Origin of the sequence: Luteimonas sp. 100069 (assembly GCF_003813845.1) — a bacterium.
GTDB classification, from domain to species: Bacteria; Pseudomonadota; Gammaproteobacteria; order Xanthomonadales; family Xanthomonadaceae; genus Luteimonas; species Luteimonas chenhongjianii.
This window is the reverse complement of record NZ_RPFN01000004.1, coordinates 196,958-217,067: the sequence shown is the minus strand read 5'-3', so window position 1 is coordinate 217,067 and position 20,110 is coordinate 196,958. Positions and strand designations below refer to the sequence as shown.

The following is a 20,110-nucleotide window of genomic DNA, read 5'->3' as shown; positions in this document are numbered from 1 at the left end:
GCAGATGCGACGCCACCATCGCTCCCGCGCCCACGTGGCACTGACGGTCCTGTTGTGGCTGGTCTCGATACCACTGCAGGCAGCTGCGCCATCGCCGCCCGCGCTGATGCTCGCCCGGGACCTCGGCACCACGCAGATCGACGTGCCGGCGTACTACGTCAGCGAAAAGCTCGACGGCGTGCGTGCGCGCTGGGATGGCCGGGCGCTGTGGACGCGCGCTGGCCACCGCATCGCCACGCCGCCGGCATTCGTCGCGGGTTGGCCGGATACGCCGATGGATGGCGAGTTGTGGATCGCGCGCGGCCGCTTCGATGTCGTCAGCGGGATTGCACGGAGCTCCCGGCCCGATCCCGCGGCCTGGGAGGCAGTGCGCTTCATGGTGTTCGACCTGCCGGCGCAGGCGGGCCCGTTCTCGGAACGCGTGGTGGCGATGCGCGCCCTGGTCGCGCAGACGGCACGCCCGCAGCTGCGGGCGGTCGAACAGACCCGGATGACGACACGCGCCGCGCTCGACGCACGCCTCGCGCAGGTCGTCGCCGCCGGCGGCGAAGGACTGATGCTGCACCACGCCGACGCACATTACGGCGTCGGGCGCAGCGCCGCCCTGCTCAAACTCAAACCGCATGACGACGCCGAAGCACGCGTGGTCGCGCACACGCCCGGCAAGGGCAAGTACGCGGGCGTGCTCGGTGCGCTGGTGGTCGAGCATCACGATGGGCGTCGCTTCCGGATCGGCACCGGTTTCACCGACGCCCAGCGCGCCAACCCGCCGCCGCCCGGCAGCTGGGTGACCTATCGCTACAACGGCCTCACCTCGACCGGCCTGCCGCGCTTCGCACGCTTCATGCGCACCCGCGACGAGATGCCTCCCTAGGAATCGCTGATTCGTCCCGGATACACCGGCCCCGCTTCCTGCGCACGCCCCTCCCCAAGGCCGATGCGAAAGTGAGGGTCACCCGGCTGAAGGCAACGGCGGCAGGATTTTCCAGCCACGCGGCCCGCTCTCCGATTCAGTCGGTCCGCGGCGTCGAGCCAGCAAGCTCCGTAAGCGGGGACGCGCGGCTCACGCGCCCTCAATGGGGTTCCCCGCGCGGAGGAAGAAGGCGTGCGGCGACTCCGCTGGAGATGCGCGGGCGCTGGGCCCTCTTCCAGTGAGGGCGCGCCTGTCGCCCGCTCCGTCCAAGCCGCCCGCGACCTTCGCGGGCACCGAACCCGGCACAGAAAAAAGGCCCGCCATCAAGGCGGGCCTTCTCTCACTTCAAACAGCCGATCTCACGGCAGCCGCTCGTCATCCCGGCGACGCTCGAGATAGCCCTTGGCCCAGCGGTCCGCCACGCGTCCCGCAGCTTCGCGTCCGCCCAGGCCGAAGGCCAGCGCGGTGGCCACCGCGACCGCGCCCAGCACCAGGCCGAAGGCGAGATTGACGATGTCGTCGGCAATGCCCATCGCGCGCAGGCCCATCGCGATCACCAGGCCGAGAATCGCGATACGGGCGATCCGCGAGAGGCCCGGGCCACCGACGGGATTCGCGCGCTGGATCGCACGCGCGGCAAGGTCGGCCAGCCAGTAACCGACGACCAGGATCACGGCGCCCAGCAGGATGTCGCCGCCAAAGACGATGAAGGTCGCCAGCAGGTCGCGCACGCCGACGAAGCCCAGCCGGTGCGCCGCCTCGACGGTGGCGAAGAGCATGATGAAGAACAGCGCCACGCGGCCCACGAACGCGGACAGTCCGCCGGCCCGGGACGCAGTCGTCAACGGCGCGCCGCTGGTCGGATCGACCAGCGTGCCAGGCGCGGGCGCGGACGTGCCCGCGGCGGCGACCGGATCCGCCGACTGCAGCGCGGTGTCCAGGGGCGATGGCGTGCGCGGCGTCGGGCTGAACAGATGAACCAGGCCCAGGCGTTCCGGCACACTGTCGAAGCCAAGGTTCTCGAGCAGACGCGCCAGCAGCCCCGAGACGAACCGCCCCAGGTACCAGGCGACGATCAGGATCAGCGCCGCGGCCAGGATGTTCGGAATCGCGCTCAGGAAGATGCCGAGCATCTCGCTGGCCGGCTCGGAGATCGCGCGGATCGCCAGCGCATCAAGCGCGGCGATCAGCGTCGGCACGATCACCAGGATGAAGGCGAGCGTGCCACCGAGTTGCGACAGCTTCATTCCTTCGGTGACGCCGTCTCGATTGCCGAAGCGGTCGATGCCGGTCGCTGCCAGCAGGTTGGTGACCAGGCCACGCAGCACCTTGGCCACCAGCCAGCCAACCAGGCCGATGACGACGGCGGCGAAGATGTTCGGCAGCATCGCGGTGACCTGCTCGGTCATCCCCGCGAGCGGAACCATCAGGCCTTCGATGCGCAGCGCACCGACGATCGCGGGCAGGAACAGCAGCAGTACCAGCCAGTAGACGACATCGCCGAGCACGGCCGAAATCGGCTTGACGCCGGCCGAGGCCGACAGCCGCTCGTCCCAGCGTCCCGCTGCCATCAGCCGGTTGATCGCGGCGCGCAGGACGGTTGCCAGCAGCCAGGCCACCAGCGCGAGCACGCCGGCGAGGATGATCCGCGGCAGGTACAGCATGACCTCGGTGGTCAGCGCCGAGAACGGTCCGTACAGCCCGTCGAAGCGCAGCACGTTGAAGACGCCGACCAGGGTGAGGAGGATCACGAACCAGAACCCGATCGACGCCGCCACCTTGACGATGTCGAGCTGCGCGGCGGTCTGGCTGTTGAGGCGTTCGTTGACCCGCAGCCTTGTCAGCCCGGTGCGGATCAGGCCGCGCACGAACAGCGCCACGATCAGCCCGAGGATCAGCACCAGGACGGCGCCCAGCACTGCCGGCAGGTAGTGGCCAAGGCTCAGTTCGAGTTGCCGGGCAAGTGTGTTGGGGGGCATGGAACAGTCTCCTCGCGGGGACGCGGCGAGCGCCGCGCCGATCGATGGATGGTCGGCCGCGTCAGATGCGCGGTCGAGGACGGATCAGCATCGGAGATGGGAAGTCGCGTCGCGGGAACCGGCTGATGCGTGACGCCTCGCGTGCGAGGTCGAACTCCGTGCCGCGCACAGTGTGGCCGCGCCCGGTGTGGGCTCGGGGTGAACACAGGCTGTGCAGGGCGGAGGCCTGGGCCGTGGACTGCGATCGTCGTCCGGCCCGTCTGCAGTCACTTGGGGATGCGGGTCCAGCCAGCGCGGCGTCGCCGCGCTCGGTGTCAGCAGGCGCGTTCCTTCGCGAACGGATTGAGGCGACGCACCCAGCTGTCGCCGCAATCGATGTCGACAGGTGCAGGCTCCACCGGCTTTGCGGGCGCAGACGCGGCCGCACGTGCGCGTTCGAACCCGGCGATCTTCTCGCGGATCTGCGGCATCGCCGCAAGCGCCGCGCGTTCGCCCTGGAGGATCGCCGCATTGCGCTGTTCGAAACTTGCCGGCCCGATGTCGCCGACCTGGGGACGGATCACCACGTCCGCGCGGGCCAGCTCCTGGCGGCCCAGGTTCTGACCCATGATCGCGATCGACTGGTTGACGATGCCGAGCATGCTGCCGGGCATCGTGCCGCTGGCCTTGCTGGAAATGTCGACCGCGATGACGAGATCCGCGCCGAGCTGCCTGGCTGCATCGACCGGCACCGGGCTGACCACGCCACCGTCGACGTAATGCCGGTCGCCGATCTTCACCGGCTCGAACACGCCCGGCACGCTGCTCGACGCGCGGACCGCCTGCCCGGTATTGCCGCGCACGAACACGATGCGGTCGCCGGTCTCCAGCCGCGTGGCGACGGCGGCAAAGGGGATGCGCATCCGGTCGAGCGTGCGGTTGCCGACCTCCTGGTTGACATAGTTCTGCAGGGCCACGCCCTGGACCAGACCGCCGGAGAACAAGCGCACGTCGCGGATGCTCGATTCGTCCAGCGCCACCGCGCGCTCCTGCATCTGGAACGGATCCATGCCGCTTGCATACAGCGCCCCCACGACGCTGCCGGCGCTGGTGCCGGCAACGACGTCGGCCTTGATGCCGTTCGCTTCGAGCATCTTGATCACGCCGATGTGGGCGAAGCCCTTGGCCGCGCCGCCACCGAGCGCGAGGCCGATGCGTACCGGCTGCGACCGCGGCGTCACCTGCGCCGGCGTTGCCGGCTGCACGGCGACTGGCGGGGTCGGGCGTATGTCGTCACGACCACATGCGGCGAGCACGAGCAGGGCGGCGGTGATCAGCGCGGTGCGCGCGTGGCGATGGGCGGTGCGAAAACGCATGTGATGGCGGGCCGTTGCGGGACGGGCCGAGGATACGCGCGCTGCGCCTGTCGGCGGCTGAAGCACGCGCGGACGCGCGGGAGTCAGCGGGCGCTGCCGAAACGCGTGCCGAAGAAGTCGCCGTCATTCCAGCGCGGCGCCGCTTCCGCATCGCCGACGATGCGGGCGAGCGCCGCGCTCATGCGCGCCATGCGCGCCGCGTCCGCGTACTGGATCGGCAGATCCACCTGGTCGCAGGGCTGGTGGTAGCAGTTGCGCAGGAACCAGGTCGCCGCGATCTTCGGATTCTGGCTGTCGTTGGCCGGGCTCACGCCGGCGTCGAGGTACAGCGCCGGAATGCCGGCGCGTATGAACGCGTACTGATCGCTACGGACGAACGCGACCTCTTCGGGGAAGGGGTCGGGCGACACATCGACACCGACCGCTTCCGCGGCCTGCGTCACCGCCGCCTGCAATGTGGAATGCTCGCTGCCGATGGCGATGATGTCGCGCGTCGGCGCGGTCAGGACCGGCATGTCGATATTGATGTTGGCGACCAGGCTGCCTGCCGCCGTCGGCGGATGCGCGACCAGCCACTGCGCGCCAAGCAGGCCGTGCTCCTCGGCGGTGAGCGCGGCGAACAGCGTACTGCGCCCCGGCGCGGCGTCAGCTTGCGCAAGCTCGCGCGCTGCCTCGATGAGGATCGCGACGCCAAGCGCGTTGTCGAGTGCGCCGTTGTAGATCGCATCGCCGTCGACCGGCGCGCCGTGCCCGAGATGGTCGAGATGCGCGGTGTGCACGATCGACTGCGCGGCCCGTGCCGGATCGCTGCCGGGCAACATGCCGAGCACGTTGCGTGATTCGATGTGGTCGATATGGCTGCGCGTGCGCAGGGTCATCGTGCCCGGCAGCGCGAAGGGCGCCAGGCGGCCGGCCCGCGCGGCATCGAACAGTTCTGCCGCGGTACGCGGGCCGTCGGCGAACACCAGGTCGGCCGCGGTCGCGGCGACGCGGGCGCCCGCGCGCAGCTGGGCAGGGGCATCGATCGGCCGGTCGTCGCCATCGCGCAGGCGCATCGCCGGTCGGCTCGCCTGCGCGACGCTGCGCGCCCAGGGCGAGCCGGCTTCGTCGTCGACGGTGTTGACCAGCACCAGACCTATCGCACCACGCGCGACGATCGCCTCGGTCTTGGTGCGCAGGCTGGCGTAATGCGCGAAGGGGTCGGGCTCGAAGCTGCGCGGCGCACCCCCGAACACGATCGCGATGCGGCCATCGAGATCCATGCCTGCGAAGTCGTCGTGGCCGAGTTCCGGCGCATGGATCGCCTGGCCAACGAACACCGCAGGCGCGGTGAGTTCGGTGGCACCGGCATTGAAGTTGGGCAGCGGCAGGAACTGGTCGCGCGCGCGCAGCGCGATCGTGCGGCCGTTGCGCGCCACCGACAGCGCGGCCGCATCCGGGTCCGCAGTGGCGCGTACCAGCGGGACACGCTGGAACCAGCCGCCCTCGTCGCCCGCGGGTTGCAACCCGATATCGGCGAAACGCTGCGCGACATGCTCGGCGGCGAGATCAAACCCGGGGGTGCCGGTTTCCCGTCCAGCCATGCGGTCGTCGGCAAGCGCGCGCACGTCCGCCTCGATCCGCTGCCCGGCCGGTGTGTCATTGACGACCACCGGTGCAGGCGGCATCGGTGCCCCCGGCGCGGTCTGCGCCTGCAATGCCGAATCCTCGCTACGTCCATCACAGGCCACCAGCATCAGTACGCAGGCAACGCTCAGCAGAGGACGGGTCATGCGGTGGCTCCGATGCGGGAGGGCGACGGTAGCATGCACCCGCGCCGGCACGCGCCGCCTCAGGCCGCAGCCCTGCCCACTTGCCCGCTGGCTCGTCGGACCCGACCGGGGTCGAAAGATCCGCGCATGCGCGGCTGAGATGCGGCCGGTGTCGAAGGACTGGCGTTCTGCGGGGGCGTCGATGCGCGGTCGTATCGGCGGATTGTCCGCGCCGCGCGCCTTCGATGACGGTGGGCAACCGCCGCGTGCTTGCGGCGCCGCTACGCGACTTGCAGGAAAACGTCCGCCGGCAAGGCACGGAACCAACCGGACGTTCGCTCCAGTGCGGCCTGCCGCAGGACGACCGGTGCCGCGGCGCCCGCGTCAGCGCCTGAAGCGGACGTAGGCGCGTTTGGCCAGATAGACGAGCTGGCCACCGATCCCGGCGTCCTGCGCCTTTCGTAGTGCGGTGTTCTCCGCGTAGAGCATGCGGATGTGCGCGTCGCGCTGGCTGACCAGTTCGCGCATCTCGGCCACGTCCGCGGCGTCGAGGACTGCACCTTCGACGAACCGCTCGGGCAGCTGCCGGTTGACGTAGTACGTCGTATGCCGCTCCGCGATCTCGTCCGCTGGCCGGTCCTTCGTATAGAAGTAGAGCGCGATGGACCGACGCGTCAGGCCCGCATGTTCGGGCGGCAACCGGATCCGGTCGAACCCGTGCCAGGAGCGTTCCGATGTCTCGAAGATGGCGCAGCGGTTGAAGGCCGGCGCGATGGAGACATCCGGACGCGGCGAGCCGTGCGGGTCGCGGAACAGTTCGAAATTGCCGCCCCACTGCGCGTCCCAGACGGGGTTGAGATAGATGATCAGATTGAGCCGGCGATGCCAGCGTTCGCTCGGATGGAAGTTGAAATCCACATGGGGATCCAGGCTCATGCCGTCACGGTTTTCGTGCGTGCCGCCGCCCAGATACCAGGGGTCGTAGATCAGCGATTCGATTCCGGTCAGTCGCGACAGCAGCTGCAGGAATTCCTGGCTCCGGATTGCATCGTCCAGCTCGCGGTAGGCCGGGCCCAGCTGTCGCACCTTGTCGGATGTGGACTTGCCGCCCGGCTGGCCATCGTCGCCGATGAAGTTGCCCTGCTCGAAACCCGGAAACTCGGCCAGCAGGCGCCTGGCGAAAGCCGGTGCGAAGAACTCGTCGATGACCGCGTGCGGAAACGGTTGGGCCGCCACGAAATCCGCACCGAGGCGATCGGCAGCCTCGAGAACGGGCGTGTTGATGATCGAGGTGCGAGGCGTTCCGTCCATGGGCCGTGCTGAAGTCGTCGAGGACCGGGAGTGTAGCCCAGCGCCAATCGCCGTCAGGACGTTCCGGGTGGCGCCGCTTACGGCAGCGCGCTCCCGTTGGAGGCATCGGTTACCCCCGACAGCTGACGGTGGGGAAGCATCCGCGTGGCCGAGGTTCGCGGACGCCCGAAGCCGCTCGTCCTCATAGATCCGGAAGCGATTGCTGCAGTGTCGCGTAGTCGCCCCAGGGATGGGCCTTGAGCCGCTTGAGCCGCGCCGGGGCATTGCGCAGGGTGAAGGCATCGCCAGACTTCACCCGCCCGAGCTCCTCCCAGCGCAGCGGCATCGACACCGGCGCGCCGGCGCGTGCCCGCAGCGAGAACGAGGCCACGCTGGTGGCACCGCGGCCGTTGCGCAGGTAGTCCACGAAGATGCGGTCCTTGCGGAATTTCTTTGTGGCTGTCGCCACGTACTTCAGCGGGTCCAGTTCCACCATGCCCTGTGCGAAGGCATGCGCGAACGGCTTGACCACGCTCCAGTCGGCGCCGGGCGACAGTGGCGCGACGACATGCAGGCCCTTGCCTCCCGTCGTGCGCACGAACGACTCCAGCCCCAGCTGCTTGAGCAGCTCACGGACATGTCGCGCGGCGGCGACGATGTCGGGCCAGCTGACGCCTTCACCCGGATCGAGATCGAACACGATGCGGTCGGCGATGTCGGGCGCATCCGCATGCGCCCCCCAGGGGTGGAACTCCAGCGCATTGAACTGCACCAGCTCGAGCGCGGCGGCGGCATCGTTGACGACGAGGTAGTCACCGCTGCCCGACTCCTCCTTGAGCCGCACCGTCTCGACCAGGGTCATGCCCGCGGTGTGGTGCTTCTGGAAGAAGCAGGCACTGGCGATGCCGCCCGGGCAGCGGATCACCGACAGGGGACGGCCGGCGATCTCGGGCAGCAACCAGGGCATCGCCGCGGTGTAGTAGTCGGCGACATCGCGCTTGGTCAGCGTGTCGCCGGGAAACAGCACCTTCTCGGGACTCGACAGGGTGGGCGGCGTGCGCGGCGCGTCCGAATTGGTGGCTGACCTGGTGCTTGCGGCCCGCCCGGTCCTGGCGGTCGCAGCGCGTTTCGGCGCCGAGGCCGTGGCGGGCTTCGCGGTTTTGGCTGCGGCGCGCTTGCGCGGCGTCGGGGTCGCTGTCGGACTCGCCATCGTGTCGTCTCCATTGCGGTCGCTGTCATGCAGATCGTCCACGGACTTGTCGGGGCGCACCGCCTTGAGCGATGGCTGGCGCAGAAGCCCATGCCCGCCGGTGCCGCGCGAGAAGACCTCGACGACGAATCTCGGCGCAAACCATTTCGCCGCACGCAGGTCGGTGTCGTTGGGTGGCACGAAGACCGTGGGCACGTCGCGTCCAGCGCGGCCGATCCTCGGGGTCAGCTCGGTCAGCAGCGCATCGCTGAAGCCCGAGCCCACGCGGCCCGCATAGCGCCAGCCGTGCTCGGGATCGGGCCGGGCCAGCAGCAGCGAACCGAAACCGTTGCGGCTGCCCTTGGGCGGTGTATAACCGACGACCGCGTATTCGTCGCTGGCCAGCTCCTTGGTCTTGCGCCAGTCGTCGCCGCGGCCGGGGCGATAGGGGCGGTCGCCGCGCTTGGAGATGATGCCTTCGAAGCCCGATTCCGAGGCCAGTTCCACCGCGGTCTCGGCCGCGCCTTCGATGTGCGCGCTGTAGGCCAGGTGCGCCGGCGGCTTCTCGCCGAGAATGCGCTGCAGCAGCGCCTTGCGCGCGAACAGCGGCGCATCGGAGATGTCGACGCCGTCGACATGCAGCAGGTCGAACAGCACCAGCGCCAAGGCGCCCTGGCGCTCGCCCGAGAGCGTGCCCTGCAGCAGGTTGAAGTCTTCGCGGCTGCCGCGCCCGGCAATGAGCTCGCCATCGAACGCGGCCGATTTCAGGCCCAGCCGCGCCACCGCGGCGGTGATCTCGGGGACCTTGCCGGTCCATTCGATCGCATTGCGCGACCACAGCCGCACCTTGCCGCGGGCCACGGTGGCCAGCAGGCGGTAACCGTCCCACTTGAGTTCGTGCAGCCAGGCCTCGCCCTGCGGCGCGGCGTCGCCGAGCTTGGCGAGCTGCGGGGCGAAGGGACCGTCCGGCGCCGCGCCGCGCCTGGCACCGTCGAGCCTGCCCGCGGCGGCCGCCCAGTCATCGCTGCGCTTGGCTGGCGCCTCGACCTCGCGCTCCTTGCGCTTGCGCGCCTTGCCGGTGCCGGCGCGTTTCGCATCCTCGGCTGGCGGCGGGGGGATATCGGCCAGAAGATCGTCTGCCTCGAGCGCGCCGGCGAACTCGTCGCGGTCCTTGAACAGCAGCCATTGCGGCTGACGCGCCGGCTTGTGGGATCGCACCAGATGCCATCGACCCTTGAGCTTGCGACCGAAGAGTTCGAAACGCAGATGGCCCTTGGCCAGCCCTTCCTCCGGGTCGCCGTCGGCAGCCCACACCCCGGTGTCGAAGCGGGCGACATGGCCACCGCCGTATTCTCCTTTGGGGATCTCGCCTTCGAAGCCCGCGTAATCGAGCGGGTGGTCTTCGACCTCGACCGCCATGCGCTTGACGGCCGGATCGTAGCTGGGCCCCTTGGGCACCGCCCAGCTCTTGAGCGCATCGCCGATCTGCAGACGGAAATCGTAATGGCGGCGGCTGGCATGGTGCAGCTGGACGACGAAGATCGCACGCTGGCCACGCGGCGCGGGCTTGCCCGGCTCGGGCTCGCGGGTCGTATCGAAGCGCCGCTTGCGCCGGTATTCGGTCAGCGACACGTCACGAGGCCTTGCGTACGGCCTTCTTCGCCGCCGGGGACGCGGTCTTCTTGGCGGCCTTCTTCGCGGTCTTCTTGGCGGCGGTCTTGGCGGTCTTCTTGACCGGCGTCGTGGCTTCGGCCTTGGCCGGCGTGCGGCGGTTCTCGCCGAGGCTCTTCTGCAGCAGAGCGACGAAGTCCACAACGTTGGTCGCCGCGTCCTCCCGGTGCGGCGATTCCTCGGTCACCTTCGCCGTCGCGCCCTTGGCCTCGATACGCTGTTTGATGATCTCCGACAGGCGTTCGCGGAACTCGTCGTGATAGGCATCGGGCGCCCATTCGGCCGACATCGACTCGATCAGTTGGGCGGCCATGTCGAATTCCTTGTCGGCGATCCGATAGCTCGACGCCGAGCCCTCGGGCAGTTTGTAGTCGTTGGGGTCGACGAGTTCCTGCGGGTAGCGCAACAGCATCAGGATCAGGGCATCGCCCTCCGGCATCACCGCGCACAGGTATTCACGGGTGCGGATGACCACGCGGGCCACGCCGACCTTGCCCGTCTTCTTGAGCGTCTCGCGCAACAGCACGTAGCCCTTCTCGGCCTTCTTGCCTGGCACCAGCACATACGGCTTCTCGTAGAAGCGCACGCCGATACTGCCGGCGTCGACGAAGGCTTCGACATCGACCGACTCGTGCGATTCGGGCGCCGCCGAGGCGATGTCTTCCTTCTCGATGACGACATAGCTGCCCTTGTCATACTCGAAGGCCTTGACGATCTCCTTCCATGGCACTTCCTCGCCGGTGTCGGCGTTGACCCGCTCGAAGCGGATCGGCTTCTTGTCGCGTGAATCCAGCATCCGGAAGCTCAGGTCGGTTCTGCGCTCCCCGGACATCAGCGAGACCGGGATGTTGAGCAGGCCGAAGGACAGCGAGCCGGACCAGATGGGACGCGCCATGACGGCCTCCATTGCGGTGCCCGGCGGGGCGCCGGGCGGGATGGCGGAGGCTTGCACCGGTCCCGTGCAACCGGCGTCAAGCGCCAGCGGGTTTCACGCCGTCTCGTCATGCCCCGGATCAACGTGGCGGCATGAGCCAGAACCCCACCAGCACGCCGCGGACGCCAGCGGCCCCCGAGCACGACACGTCCAAGGGCCATCGCGAGGACAACCAGGACGAGGCCCTGGAAGAGACGTTCCCGGCCAGCGATCCGGTCTCGCCCTTCGTGCCTGCCGGGGACCCGCCGCCGCCCGAGCCGGAGCCGCCGCAGCGGACCGACTGATCGGTGACGGATCGCCGGGCCCGATCCGTCCCTGGAGCGGCCTTCGGACGCGCAGCCTATAATCCTCCGCTGTAACCGGTTACACGGATGGAAGGATGCGCCTAGACGACCGCCTCGAGGCCCTGCTCGCGCAGATGACGCTCGAGGAGAAGATCGGCCAGCTCGGTATCTTCGCCGACATGCTGAGGCCCTTCGCCGCTGACGTGAATCCCGACATGAACGAGCGCGATGCGGACGAGCTGCGCGCCCAGATCCGTGCCGGGCGCGTCGGGGCCGTGTTCAACGGCGTCGGAGCGCGTCAGGGATACGCATCGCAACGTATCGCGGTGGAGGAAAGCCGGCTCGGGATCCCGCTGCTGATGGGCGCCGACGTGATCCATGGCATGCGCACGGTGTTTCCGATTCCACTGGGCGAGGCCGCCAGCTTCGAGCCGGCGCTTGCGCAGCGCACCGCCCGCGCGGCGGCGATCGAAGCGACCGCATGCGGCCTGCACTGGACATTCGCACCCACCCTCGACATCGCGCGTGATCAACGCTGGGGCCGCGTGGCCGAGGCTGCCGGCGAGGACGTGGTGCTGGCGAACGCATTCGCTGCCGCGCGCGTGCGCGGTTTCCAGGGCGACGATCTGACCGCGCACGACTCCCTGCTCGCCACGCCGAAGCATTTCGTCGGCTACGGCGCGGTGATGGGGGGGCTCGACTACAACAGTGTCGAGATCTCCGAAGGCACGCTGCGCGACGTGCACCTGCCCCCGTTCAAGGCCGCGCTCGATGCCGGCGCGATGACGGTGATGAGCGCCTTCAACGACATCAACGGGGTGCCGGCCTCGGCGCACGATGGCCTGCTGACCGACCTGCTGCGCGGCGAATGGGGCTTCAAGGGCTTCGTGGTCTCCGACTACACCGCCGACTTCGAGCTCGTCGCGCATGGCTTCGCCGCCGACGATCGCGAGGCGACCAGGCTCTCGTTCACGGCGGGCGTCGACATGAGCATGCAGAGCGGTCTCTATGCCACGCACCTGCCGGAGCTGGTGGCCCGCGGCGAGGTGTCGATGTCCGCGATCGACCGCGGCGTGCGGCGCGTGCTTGCCGTCAAGCAGGCGATCGGCCTGTTCGACGATCCCTACCGCTCGCTGGATCCGCAGGCCGAGGCTGCGCTCGACCCGCAGGCGCTGCATTTCGACCTCGCCCGCGACGCCGCGCGCCGGTCGATCGTGCTGCTGAAGAACGAGGGCGAGCTGCTGCCGCTGAAGAAGTCCGGCCAGCGGATCGCGTTGATCGGCCCGTATGCCCGGGACCGCGACAACCTCGAGGGCTGCTGGACGCTGTTCGGCGACAAGACGCTGTACGTCAACCTCGAAGACGGGCTGCGCGCGGCGCTCGACGACGGCGATGCACTGACGGTCGTCGATGGCAGCGCCATGGAAGAGGCGATCGACGGTGGCATCGAAGCGGCGGTGGAAGCCGCGCGCGAGGCCGATGTCGTGCTGCTGGCGATCGGCGAGCCGCAGGGCTACAGCGGCGAGGCACAGTCGCGCACGCAGATCATCGTGCCGCCCGCGCAGCAGGCGCTGGCCGAGGCTGTCGCCGCGACCGGCACGTCGATGGTCGTGCTGCTGCGCCATGGCCGCGCGCTGGCATTGCAGGGCGCGGTGCGCGATGCGCAGGCGATTGTCGCGACCTGGTTCCTGGGCACCGCCACCGGTCCCGCGATTGCCGATGTGCTGCTGGGCGACTACAACCCGTCCGCACGTCTGCCGGTCAGTTTTCCGCGCGACTCCGGCCAGCAGCCGCTGTACTACAACCGGCAACGCACCGGCCGCCCGGAACTGCCGGAGATGACTGAGTTCAAGAGCCGCTGGCGCGAGATGCCGCACAGCCCGCTGTATCCATTCGGTCATGGCCTGTCGTACACGCGCTTCGTCTATGGCGACGTCGAACTGTCGTCCGACACGCTCGACTGGGACGGCACGCTGACGGCGTCGGTGACGCTGCGCAACGACGGCGACCGCGCCGGCGAGGAGGTCGTGCAGCTCTACATCCACGACCGTGTCGCCAGCCGCGTGCGGCCGATCCGCGAGCTCAAGGATTTCCGCAAGGTCGCCCTCGAGCCCGGCGCGCACGCCACGGTCTCGTTCACGCTGCGGCGCGACCAGCTCGCCTTCACCACCCGCAGTGGCGCGTTCTCCGCCGAGCCGGGCCTGTTCGACGTCTGGATCGCCCCGAGCTCGGAGACGGGTATGGCGGCGCAGTTCACCCTGATCCGTTGATTTGCTGCCACGGGCGCGCGCGCCGGCGCGCGCGTGGAGGTGGTCGAGCGGTGGGGCGGCGCCGGCGGCCGTCAGCGCTCCGAGTGGCCGGGATCTTCCCGGTCGCGTCGCGAGAACAGGTCGGGGCGGATGAGTTCGATGAACGCCCGCGCCTGCGGTGAAAGCACCTTGCCCTTGCGCACGACCACGCCATAGCTGCGTGGCGGGAACCATTCCGCGACCGGGCGCGTCGCCAGCCGCTCGGCGTCATCTGCGGCCAGGCAGATCGAACTGACGACCGAGATGCCCATGCCCATCGCCACGTACTGCTTGATCACTTCCCAGCCGCCGACCTCCAGCGCCACCGTGTAGGGCAGCCGAGCCTGCTGGAATACCTGATCGACGAGACGGTAGGTGACCTGGCGTTTCGGCGGCAGGATCAGGCCGTAGCGGGCGATCTCCTCGAGTGTCAGCCGCTTCGACCGCGCCAGGGCATGGTCGAGGGGCGTCACCAGGATCGGGTCGAACCGGTAGACAGGCGCGTAGCTGAGGTCACCCGGCACATCGACCATCGAACCGACAACGAGGTCGACGGCGTCGCTGCGCAGCAGGTCGGTGCCATCGGCGGTGATCGCATCCTGCAGCGACAGACGCACGTCGGGGTGCTGGCGGCGGAAGAGGTCGACGATACGCGGCAGCAGGTAGAGGATCGTCGAACTGTTGGCCGCCACCTTCAGCTCGCCCGCATCGAGCCCGCCGATCTCGCGCCTGAAGGCCGCCGGCAGGGCATCGAGCCCCTCCACCAGTGGCATGGCCAGCGCATACAGCGCTTCCCCCTCGCGGGTCGGGACCAGGCGCCGGCCGCTGCGCTCGAGCAGCTTGACGCCGAGTTCGCGCTCGAGCGCCTGCAACTGCAACGAGATTGCCGGCTGGCTGACATAGAGGGCTTCTGCGGCACGCGAAACTGAACCGAGCCGCGTGGTCTGGCAGAACGCGCGCAGCGGTTTCAGCCGATCGCCCTTGTACGGAAATCTCAGCGGCGGCAGTGACTTGGACGGCATCGCGGCATTCCTATAAGTCCAGCTAATGCTAAGCATTGCCATAACTGGATTGTCAAATAGCTGCGCCGGGCTGACCGTCGGACACCCCGCTCCGTCGAGCGCGACAAGGACCGCAGCCTGTGAATGCCGTCATCAAACCAGCCCCGTCCGACGATGTACCCCGCATCACCTTGCCCGCCGACACCGCGACGGACCTGCTCGATGCCCCGGCGCTGGCGTTCCTGGCCGAACTGCACCAGCGTTTCGAACCGCGCCGACGGGCCTTGCTCACGGCCCGGGGCGAGCGCCAGGCCGCATACGATGCCGGCGCGCTCCCGGACTTCCGCGTCGCCAGCCGGGCTATCCGCGAAACCGAATGGCGGGTGGCGCCGCTGCCGGCGGCCCTGCGCGACCGCCGCGTCGAGATCACCGGGCCGGTCGACCCGAAGATGGTCATCAACGCGCTGAACTCCGGCGCCAACTGCTACATGGCCGACTTCGAGGACTCGACTGCCCCCACCTGGCACAACCTGCTGACCGGACAGCGCGCACTGCGCGATGCCGTTGCCGGCACCCTGGAATTCAACGCGCCGGGCGGCAAGCGCTACACGCTCAGGCCCGAGGACCAGCGCGCCGTGCTGCTGGTGCGGCCCCGCGGCTGGCATCTCGACGAGAAGCACGTGTGCATCGGCGGCGGCCCGGGCGCAGGGTCACAGGCGCCGATGTCGGCCGCCCTGTTCGACGCGGGCCTGTTCGCGTTCCACAACGCCCATGCGCTGGCGGCGAAGGATCGCGGCCCGTACTTCTACATCCCCAAGCTGGAATCGGCGGACGAGGCCCGGCTGTGGGACGACGTACTGGCCTATATCGAGCGCAGGCTCGGCCTGCCGGGCGGCCAGATCCGCGTCACCGTGCTGATCGAAACGCTGCCTGCGGTGTTCGAGATGGACGAGATCCTGCACGCGCTCAAGGAGCGCATCGCGGGCCTCAACTGCGGCCGCTGGGACTACATCTTTTCCTACATCAAGACCTTCCGGCGGCACCGCGACCGCGTACTGCCCGAGCGCGCCCAGGTCACGATGGCGCAGCCGTTCCTCAAGGCGTACTCCGAGCTGCTGATCCAGACCTGTCATCGCCGCGGCGCGCACGCGATGGGCGGCATGGCCGCGCAGATCCCGATCGCCGACGATGCGACCGCCAACGAGATCGCGATGTCGCGCGTGCGCGCCGACAAGCTGCGCGAGGTCACCGCGGGCCATGACGGCACCTGGGTCGCGCACCCGGCGCTGATCCCACTGGCCAGGCAGGTCTTCGACGAGCGCATGCGCGGCCCGCACCAGCACGCGATGACGCGTGATGACGTGCTGGTCGACCGGGACGATCTGATCGCGCCGCCGATCGGCACGATCAGCCGGGCAGGGTTCGACGGCAATGTCGAGGTCTGTGTGCGCTACATCGCCGCCTGGCTCGACGGCAATGGCTGCGTACCGATCCACCACATGATGGAGGACGCGGCGACCGCCGAGATCGCACGCGCGCAGTTGTGGCAATGGATCCACTACGCCGACGACGGCCACGCGCCGCTGCATCTCGACGACGGCACCGCGATCGATGCCGCGCTGCTGGACCGCGTGCTGCTGGGCCTGCCCTCGAAGCTGGCGGGCCTGGACATCCCGGGCGCGGGCCGCGTGCCGGAGGCCATCGCGATGCTGGAGGCACTGACGCTGCGCGAGACCCTCGAAGACTTCCTCACCGTGCCGGCCTACGCGCGCCTGCCCTGAGGGCGCGCGCCATCCCGATCGCCCCGGTCCATTCCCGTTTTGCGAAGGAGATCCGCCATGAACACCCGTGAGCAACAGATCGATGCCCTGCAGCAGGATTGGAGCCGCAACCCGCGCTGGCGCGGTATCCAGCGACCCTACTCGGCTGCCGATGTCGTGCGCCTGCGCGGCAGCGTGCAGCCCGAGCACACGCTTGCCAGGCGCGGCGCGGAGAAGCTGTGGGCGCTGGTCAACGGCGATGCGAAGAAGGGCTACGTCAACGCCTTCGGCGCGATCAGCGCCGGCCAGGCGATGCAGCAGGCCAAGGCCGGGCTGGAAGCGGTGTATCTGTCCGGCTGGCAGGTGGCCGCCGACGGCAACAGTTCCGAAACCATGTATCCGGACCAGTCGCTGTATGCCTACGACTCGGTGCCGACGATGGTCCGCCGGATCAACAACACCTTCCAGCGCGCCGACGAGATCCAGTGGAAGGCCATCGCCGACGGCAAGCTCGACGAGGACGACGCGATCGATTTCTTCCTGCCCATCGTCGCCGACGGCGAAGCCGGCTTCGGCGGCGTGCTCAACGCCTACGAACTGATGAAGAACATGCTCGTCGCAGGCGCGGCCGGTGTGCATTTCGAGGACCAGCTGGCGGCGGTGAAGAAGTGTGGCCACATGGGCGGCAAGGTGCTGGTGCCCACGCAGGAGGCGGTGCAGAAGCTCATCGCCGCGCGACTCGCGGCCGACGTGCTCGGCGTGCCGGCGATCGTGCTCGCGCGCACCGATGCCGAGGCCGCGACCCTGCTGACCTCGGATTTCGACGCCAATGACGCACCCTTCGTCACTGGCGAGCGCACGGCCGAAGGCTTCTACAAGGTGCGCAATGGCCTGGAGCAGGCGATCAGTCGCGGCGTGGCCTATGCGCCGTACACGGATCTCGTGTGGTGCGAGACCGGTACGCCCGACATCGGCTTCGCGCGCGAGTTCGCGCAGGCCGTGCATGCACAGCACCCCGGCAAGCTGCTCAGCTACAACTGCTCGCCGAGCTTCAACTGGAAGAAGAACCTCGACGACGCGCAGATCGCGCGCTTCCAGGACGACCTGTCGGCGCTGGGCTACAAGTTCCAGTTCATCACCCTGGCCGGCATCCACATCAACTGGTTCAACAGCTTCCAGTTCGCCCATGATTACGCCCGCGGCCAAGGCATGAAGCATTACGTCGAACAGGTCCAGGAACGCGAATTCGCCGCGCGCGACAAGGGCTACACCTTCGTCTCGCACCAGCAGGAGGTCGGCGCCGGCTACTTCGACGACGTGACCACGGTCATCCAGGGCGGCGCGTCGAGCGTGACCGCGCTGACGGGCTCGACGGAAGAGAACCAGTTCCACGAGACGAAGGCGGCCTGAGTCCCGGGTCCCGATGAAGCGGAGAGGCCGGGCAATGCCCGGCCTCTCTATTGCGCAGCGGCCAAGCTGGCCGGTCGTTACTTGCGGACTTCCTGCGTGTGCGACTTCAGTGCTTCGGCCAGCCCCGGCACGCCGTCGGCTCCCGTCGGCACGGTGATGCTCGAACCGGTGAATTCCTCACCGATCGGCTGCGAGCGCCCGCCCAGGCAGGTCTCGAGGAAGCCTTCGGCCACCGCGTTGAAGGCCTTGTTGTTCTCGGGCCGTGCGAAGCCGTGGCCTTCGTCGGGGAACAGCACATAGGTGACCGGGATGTTCTTCGCGGTCATCGCCTCGACGATCTGGTCGCTTTCGGCCTGCTTCACGCGCGGATCGTTCGCACCCTGGCCGATCAGCAGCGGCTTGGTGATCGCATCGGCGCGGCTCAGCGGCGAGCGCTCGGTCAACCAGGCCTTGCCTTCGTCGGTGCGCGGGTCGCCCATGCGCCGGGTCAGTTGCTCGAAGAAGCTCGCCCAGTACGGCGGCACCGTCGACAGCAACGTATTGAGGTTGGCCGGGCCGACGATGTCGACGCCGCAGGCGAACGTCTCCGGCGTGAACGTCAGGCCGACCAGCGTGGCGTAGCCGCCGTAGCTGCCACCCATGATCGCGACCTTGTCGGGCGTGGTGACCCCACTGTCGACCGCCCACTGCACGGCGTCGATCAGATCGTCGTGCATCTTCGCCGCCCACTCGCCGTTGCCGGCGTTGGTGAATTCCTTGCCGAAGCCGGTCGAGCCGCGGAAGTTCACGCTCAGCACCGCATACCCCCGGTTCGCCAGCCACTGGTCCATCGAGCTGTAGCCGTAACCGTCGCGCGCCCACGGGCCGCCGTGCACCAGCAAGACCATCGGCACCGGTGCATCGGCCTTGCCGTCGTTGTCGGCGTCGGCGTGCTTGGGCAGGGTGAGATAGCTGACGAGGGTGAGGCCATCGCGCGATTTGAGCTCCAGCGGCCACATCGGCACCAGCGGCTTGCCGTCCAGCGCCGGCCGGCCGGAGAACAACTTGGTCAAGGTGCCTTCGGCACCGTTCTCGCCGCGGTCGTAACGGTAGTAGACCACCGGTGATTCGGCGGCCGAGTACGCGACCAGCCAATGCTTGTCGTCCAGAGTCCGGCTGTTGATCGAGACCTCGCCCGGGCCGATCGCCTCGAGCCTGGCGAGATCGGCCTTGATGCTGTCGTCGAGCGGGGTCCATTCCTCGCGCAGGTAGTTGACCGACACCGCCTGCAGCACACCGGTGCGCGGATCGGTCAGGCCGCCGCCGACATCGGCGCGCGGATCCTGATGCACGAGCGTCTTCTCGCCGCTGGTCGTGTCGATGGCATACAGCGCCGCGGTGTTGCGATCGCGTGAGTCGGACATGTACAGCGTCCGGCCGTCTTCGGTCAGCCCGGTGGGCGTGGTGGTCAGCACGTCCTCGAACGGAATGTCGTCCTGGACCTCCCAGGCATCGCCGTTGCGACGCAGGACGTCCATGCCGCCATCGGGCCGACTGCGCGACGCGAAGCGCAGCGCGTAATCGGCATCGGCGATGTAGCCGGCGATCTGGTCGGTGTTCTGCTCGACCAGGGTGCGCTCGCCGCTGGCGAGATCGACCCTGTAGAGATCGTGCCACTGCGGGTCGCGGTCATTCATGCCCACCAGCAAGGTGTCGGGCTGGCGATGGCTGACGCCGACGACCTGTGCGGTGGTCTTGGGGAACGGTGTGAGATCGCGCGACTGCGCGCTCTCCACGTCCACCGCGAACAGATGGAAATCCTCGTCACCGCCAGTGTCGCGCAGGTACAGCAGCGTGCCCGGCTTGTAGGTCCAGAAATAGCTGCGGATACCGCGCGCGGTGTCCCGGGTGACCGCCTTCGCCGCGGCCGGATTGTCGGCCGGCGCGACCCAGACATTCATCGTGCCGTCGACCGGCGCGATCCAGCTCAGGTACTGCCCGTCCGGACTCAGCTGCACGGCGGCGCGCTCGGGATTGCCGAACAGCGCTTCGCGGGGGATCAGTTCGACATCGGCCAGCGTCTTCGGCGCGGCAGCGGCGGGTGCCTGCGCGGCAGGATCGGCAGGTTCATTGCGACCGCCACAGGCGGTCAGCGCGACGGCGATGCCGGTCGCGAGCATGAGTTGACGCATTGGTTGTCCCCTGAGTGAGTGGCGCCGGCTGACGCTAGCGCGATGGCGCCGAGATTTGCAACGCGTCAAGCACAGGGGGCGACCCCGGCAGTGAACCCACTGCGGCGACGAGAC

Annotated in this window: 13 protein-coding genes; 5 read left to right on the top strand and 8 right to left on the bottom strand. The window is 68.8% G+C overall.

Annotated features, from left to right (window positions below; translation table 11 throughout):
- The first annotated feature begins 34 nt into the window (after window positions 1-34).
- Window positions 35-874, top strand: a complete 840-nt coding sequence (locus EGK76_RS10025; protein WP_233580251.1) for a DNA ligase — start codon at window positions 35-37, stop codon at window positions 872-874.
- A 398-nt stretch (window positions 875-1,272) separates the two neighbouring features.
- Here the strand turns inward: EGK76_RS10025 and EGK76_RS10020 are convergent, their stop codons facing one another.
- The 6 genes from EGK76_RS10020 to EGK76_RS09995 all read right to left on the bottom strand — a co-directional run bounded on the left by EGK76_RS10020 (window position 1,273) and on the right by EGK76_RS09995 (window position 11,043).
- Complete coding sequence (locus tag EGK76_RS10020; RefSeq protein WP_096296853.1) at window positions 1,273-2,892, bottom strand: mechanosensitive ion channel; 1,620 nt, start codon at window positions 2,890-2,892, stop codon at window positions 1,273-1,275.
- Window positions 2,893-3,206: 314 nt separating this feature from the next.
- Complete coding sequence (locus tag EGK76_RS10015) at window positions 3,207-4,247, bottom strand: patatin-like phospholipase family protein (RefSeq protein ID WP_123832515.1); 1,041 nt, start codon at window positions 4,245-4,247, stop codon at window positions 3,207-3,209.
- Between the two features lie 83 nt (window positions 4,248-4,330).
- Window positions 4,331-6,019, bottom strand: coding sequence for a M28 family peptidase (locus EGK76_RS10010; RefSeq protein ID WP_123832514.1), 1,689 nt, complete (start codon window positions 6,017-6,019; stop codon window positions 4,331-4,333).
- Between the two features lie 363 nt (window positions 6,020-6,382).
- Window positions 6,383-7,309 carry a 2OG-Fe(II) oxygenase gene (locus EGK76_RS10005; protein ID WP_123832513.1) on the bottom strand — a complete coding sequence of 309 codons (927 nt, stop codon included), beginning with the start codon at window positions 7,307-7,309 and terminating at the stop codon, window positions 6,383-6,385.
- Between the two features lie 181 nt (window positions 7,310-7,490).
- A complete protein-coding gene (gene ligD / locus EGK76_RS10000; RefSeq protein WP_123832512.1) occupies window positions 7,491-10,109 on the bottom strand; it encodes a DNA ligase D in 2,619 nt (872 codons plus the stop codon).
- Window position 10,110: 1 nt separating this feature from the next.
- On the bottom strand, window positions 10,111-11,043 hold the full coding sequence (locus EGK76_RS09995; RefSeq protein ID WP_123832511.1) for a Ku protein: 933 nt from the start codon (window positions 11,041-11,043) through the stop codon (window positions 10,111-10,113).
- Between the two features lie 131 nt (window positions 11,044-11,174).
- Here EGK76_RS09995 and EGK76_RS09990 point away from each other — a divergent pair, with 131 nt between their 5' ends.
- A complete protein-coding gene (locus EGK76_RS09990) occupies window positions 11,175-11,366 on the top strand; it encodes a hypothetical protein (protein ID WP_123832510.1) in 192 nt (63 codons plus the stop codon).
- Window positions 11,367-11,461: 95 nt separating this feature from the next.
- Window positions 11,462-13,636 (top strand): glycoside hydrolase family 3 N-terminal domain-containing protein, encoded by a 2,175-nt coding sequence (locus tag EGK76_RS09985; protein ID WP_123832509.1) that lies wholly within the window; start codon window positions 11,462-11,464, stop codon window positions 13,634-13,636.
- A gap of 71 nt (window positions 13,637-13,707) precedes the next feature.
- Here EGK76_RS09985 and EGK76_RS09980 read toward each other — a convergent pair whose 3' ends face one another.
- Window positions 13,708-14,676 (bottom strand): LysR family transcriptional regulator, encoded by a 969-nt coding sequence (locus tag EGK76_RS09980; protein ID WP_123832508.1) that lies wholly within the window; start codon window positions 14,674-14,676, stop codon window positions 13,708-13,710.
- A gap of 164 nt (window positions 14,677-14,840) precedes the next feature.
- Here EGK76_RS09980 and aceB point away from each other — a divergent pair, with 164 nt between their 5' ends.
- Window positions 14,841-16,436: a malate synthase A gene (gene aceB, locus EGK76_RS09975; protein WP_233580272.1), complete on the top strand. Its 1,596-nt coding sequence runs from the start codon at window positions 14,841-14,843 to the stop codon at window positions 16,434-16,436.
- A 57-nt stretch (window positions 16,437-16,493) separates the two neighbouring features.
- Complete coding sequence (aceA, locus tag EGK76_RS09970) at window positions 16,494-17,825, top strand: isocitrate lyase (protein ID WP_123832506.1); 1,332 nt, start codon at window positions 16,494-16,496, stop codon at window positions 17,823-17,825.
- Window positions 17,826-17,902: 77 nt separating this feature from the next.
- Here the strand turns inward: aceA and EGK76_RS09965 are convergent, their stop codons facing one another.
- On the bottom strand, window positions 17,903-19,996 hold the full coding sequence (locus tag EGK76_RS09965; RefSeq protein ID WP_123832505.1) for a S9 family peptidase: 2,094 nt from the start codon (window positions 19,994-19,996) through the stop codon (window positions 17,903-17,905).
- Between the last annotated feature and the right edge of the window lie 114 nt (window positions 19,997-20,110).

Bases quoted from the DNA above. Each gene is read 5' to 3' on its own strand.
- EGK76_RS10020 (WP_096296853.1), bottom strand. From the start codon at position 2,892: ATGCCCCCCAACACACTTGCCCGGCAACTCGAACTGAGCCTTGGCCAC.
- EGK76_RS10015 (WP_123832515.1), bottom strand. From the start codon at position 4,247: ATGCGTTTTCGCACCGCCCATCGCCACGCGCGCACCGCGCTGATCACC.
- EGK76_RS10010 (WP_123832514.1), bottom strand. From the start codon at position 6,019: ATGACCCGTCCTCTGCTGAGCGTTGCCTGCGTACTGATGCTGGTGGCC.
- EGK76_RS10005 (WP_123832513.1), bottom strand. From the start codon at position 7,309: ATGGACGGAACGCCTCGCACCTCGATCATCAACACGCCCGTTCTCGAG.
- EGK76_RS09995 (WP_123832511.1), bottom strand. From the start codon at position 11,043: ATGGCGCGTCCCATCTGGTCCGGCTCGCTGTCCTTCGGCCTGCTCAAC.
- EGK76_RS09990 (WP_123832510.1), top strand. From the start codon at position 11,175: ATGAGCCAGAACCCCACCAGCACGCCGCGGACGCCAGCGGCCCCCGAG.
- EGK76_RS09985 (WP_123832509.1), top strand. From the start codon at position 11,462: ATGCGCCTAGACGACCGCCTCGAGGCCCTGCTCGCGCAGATGACGCTC.
- EGK76_RS09980 (WP_123832508.1), bottom strand. From the start codon at position 14,676: ATGCCGTCCAAGTCACTGCCGCCGCTGAGATTTCCGTACAAGGGCGAT.
- aceA (WP_123832506.1), top strand. From the start codon at position 16,494: ATGAACACCCGTGAGCAACAGATCGATGCCCTGCAGCAGGATTGGAGC.
- EGK76_RS09965 (WP_123832505.1), bottom strand. From the start codon at position 19,996: ATGCGTCAACTCATGCTCGCGACCGGCATCGCCGTCGCGCTGACCGCC.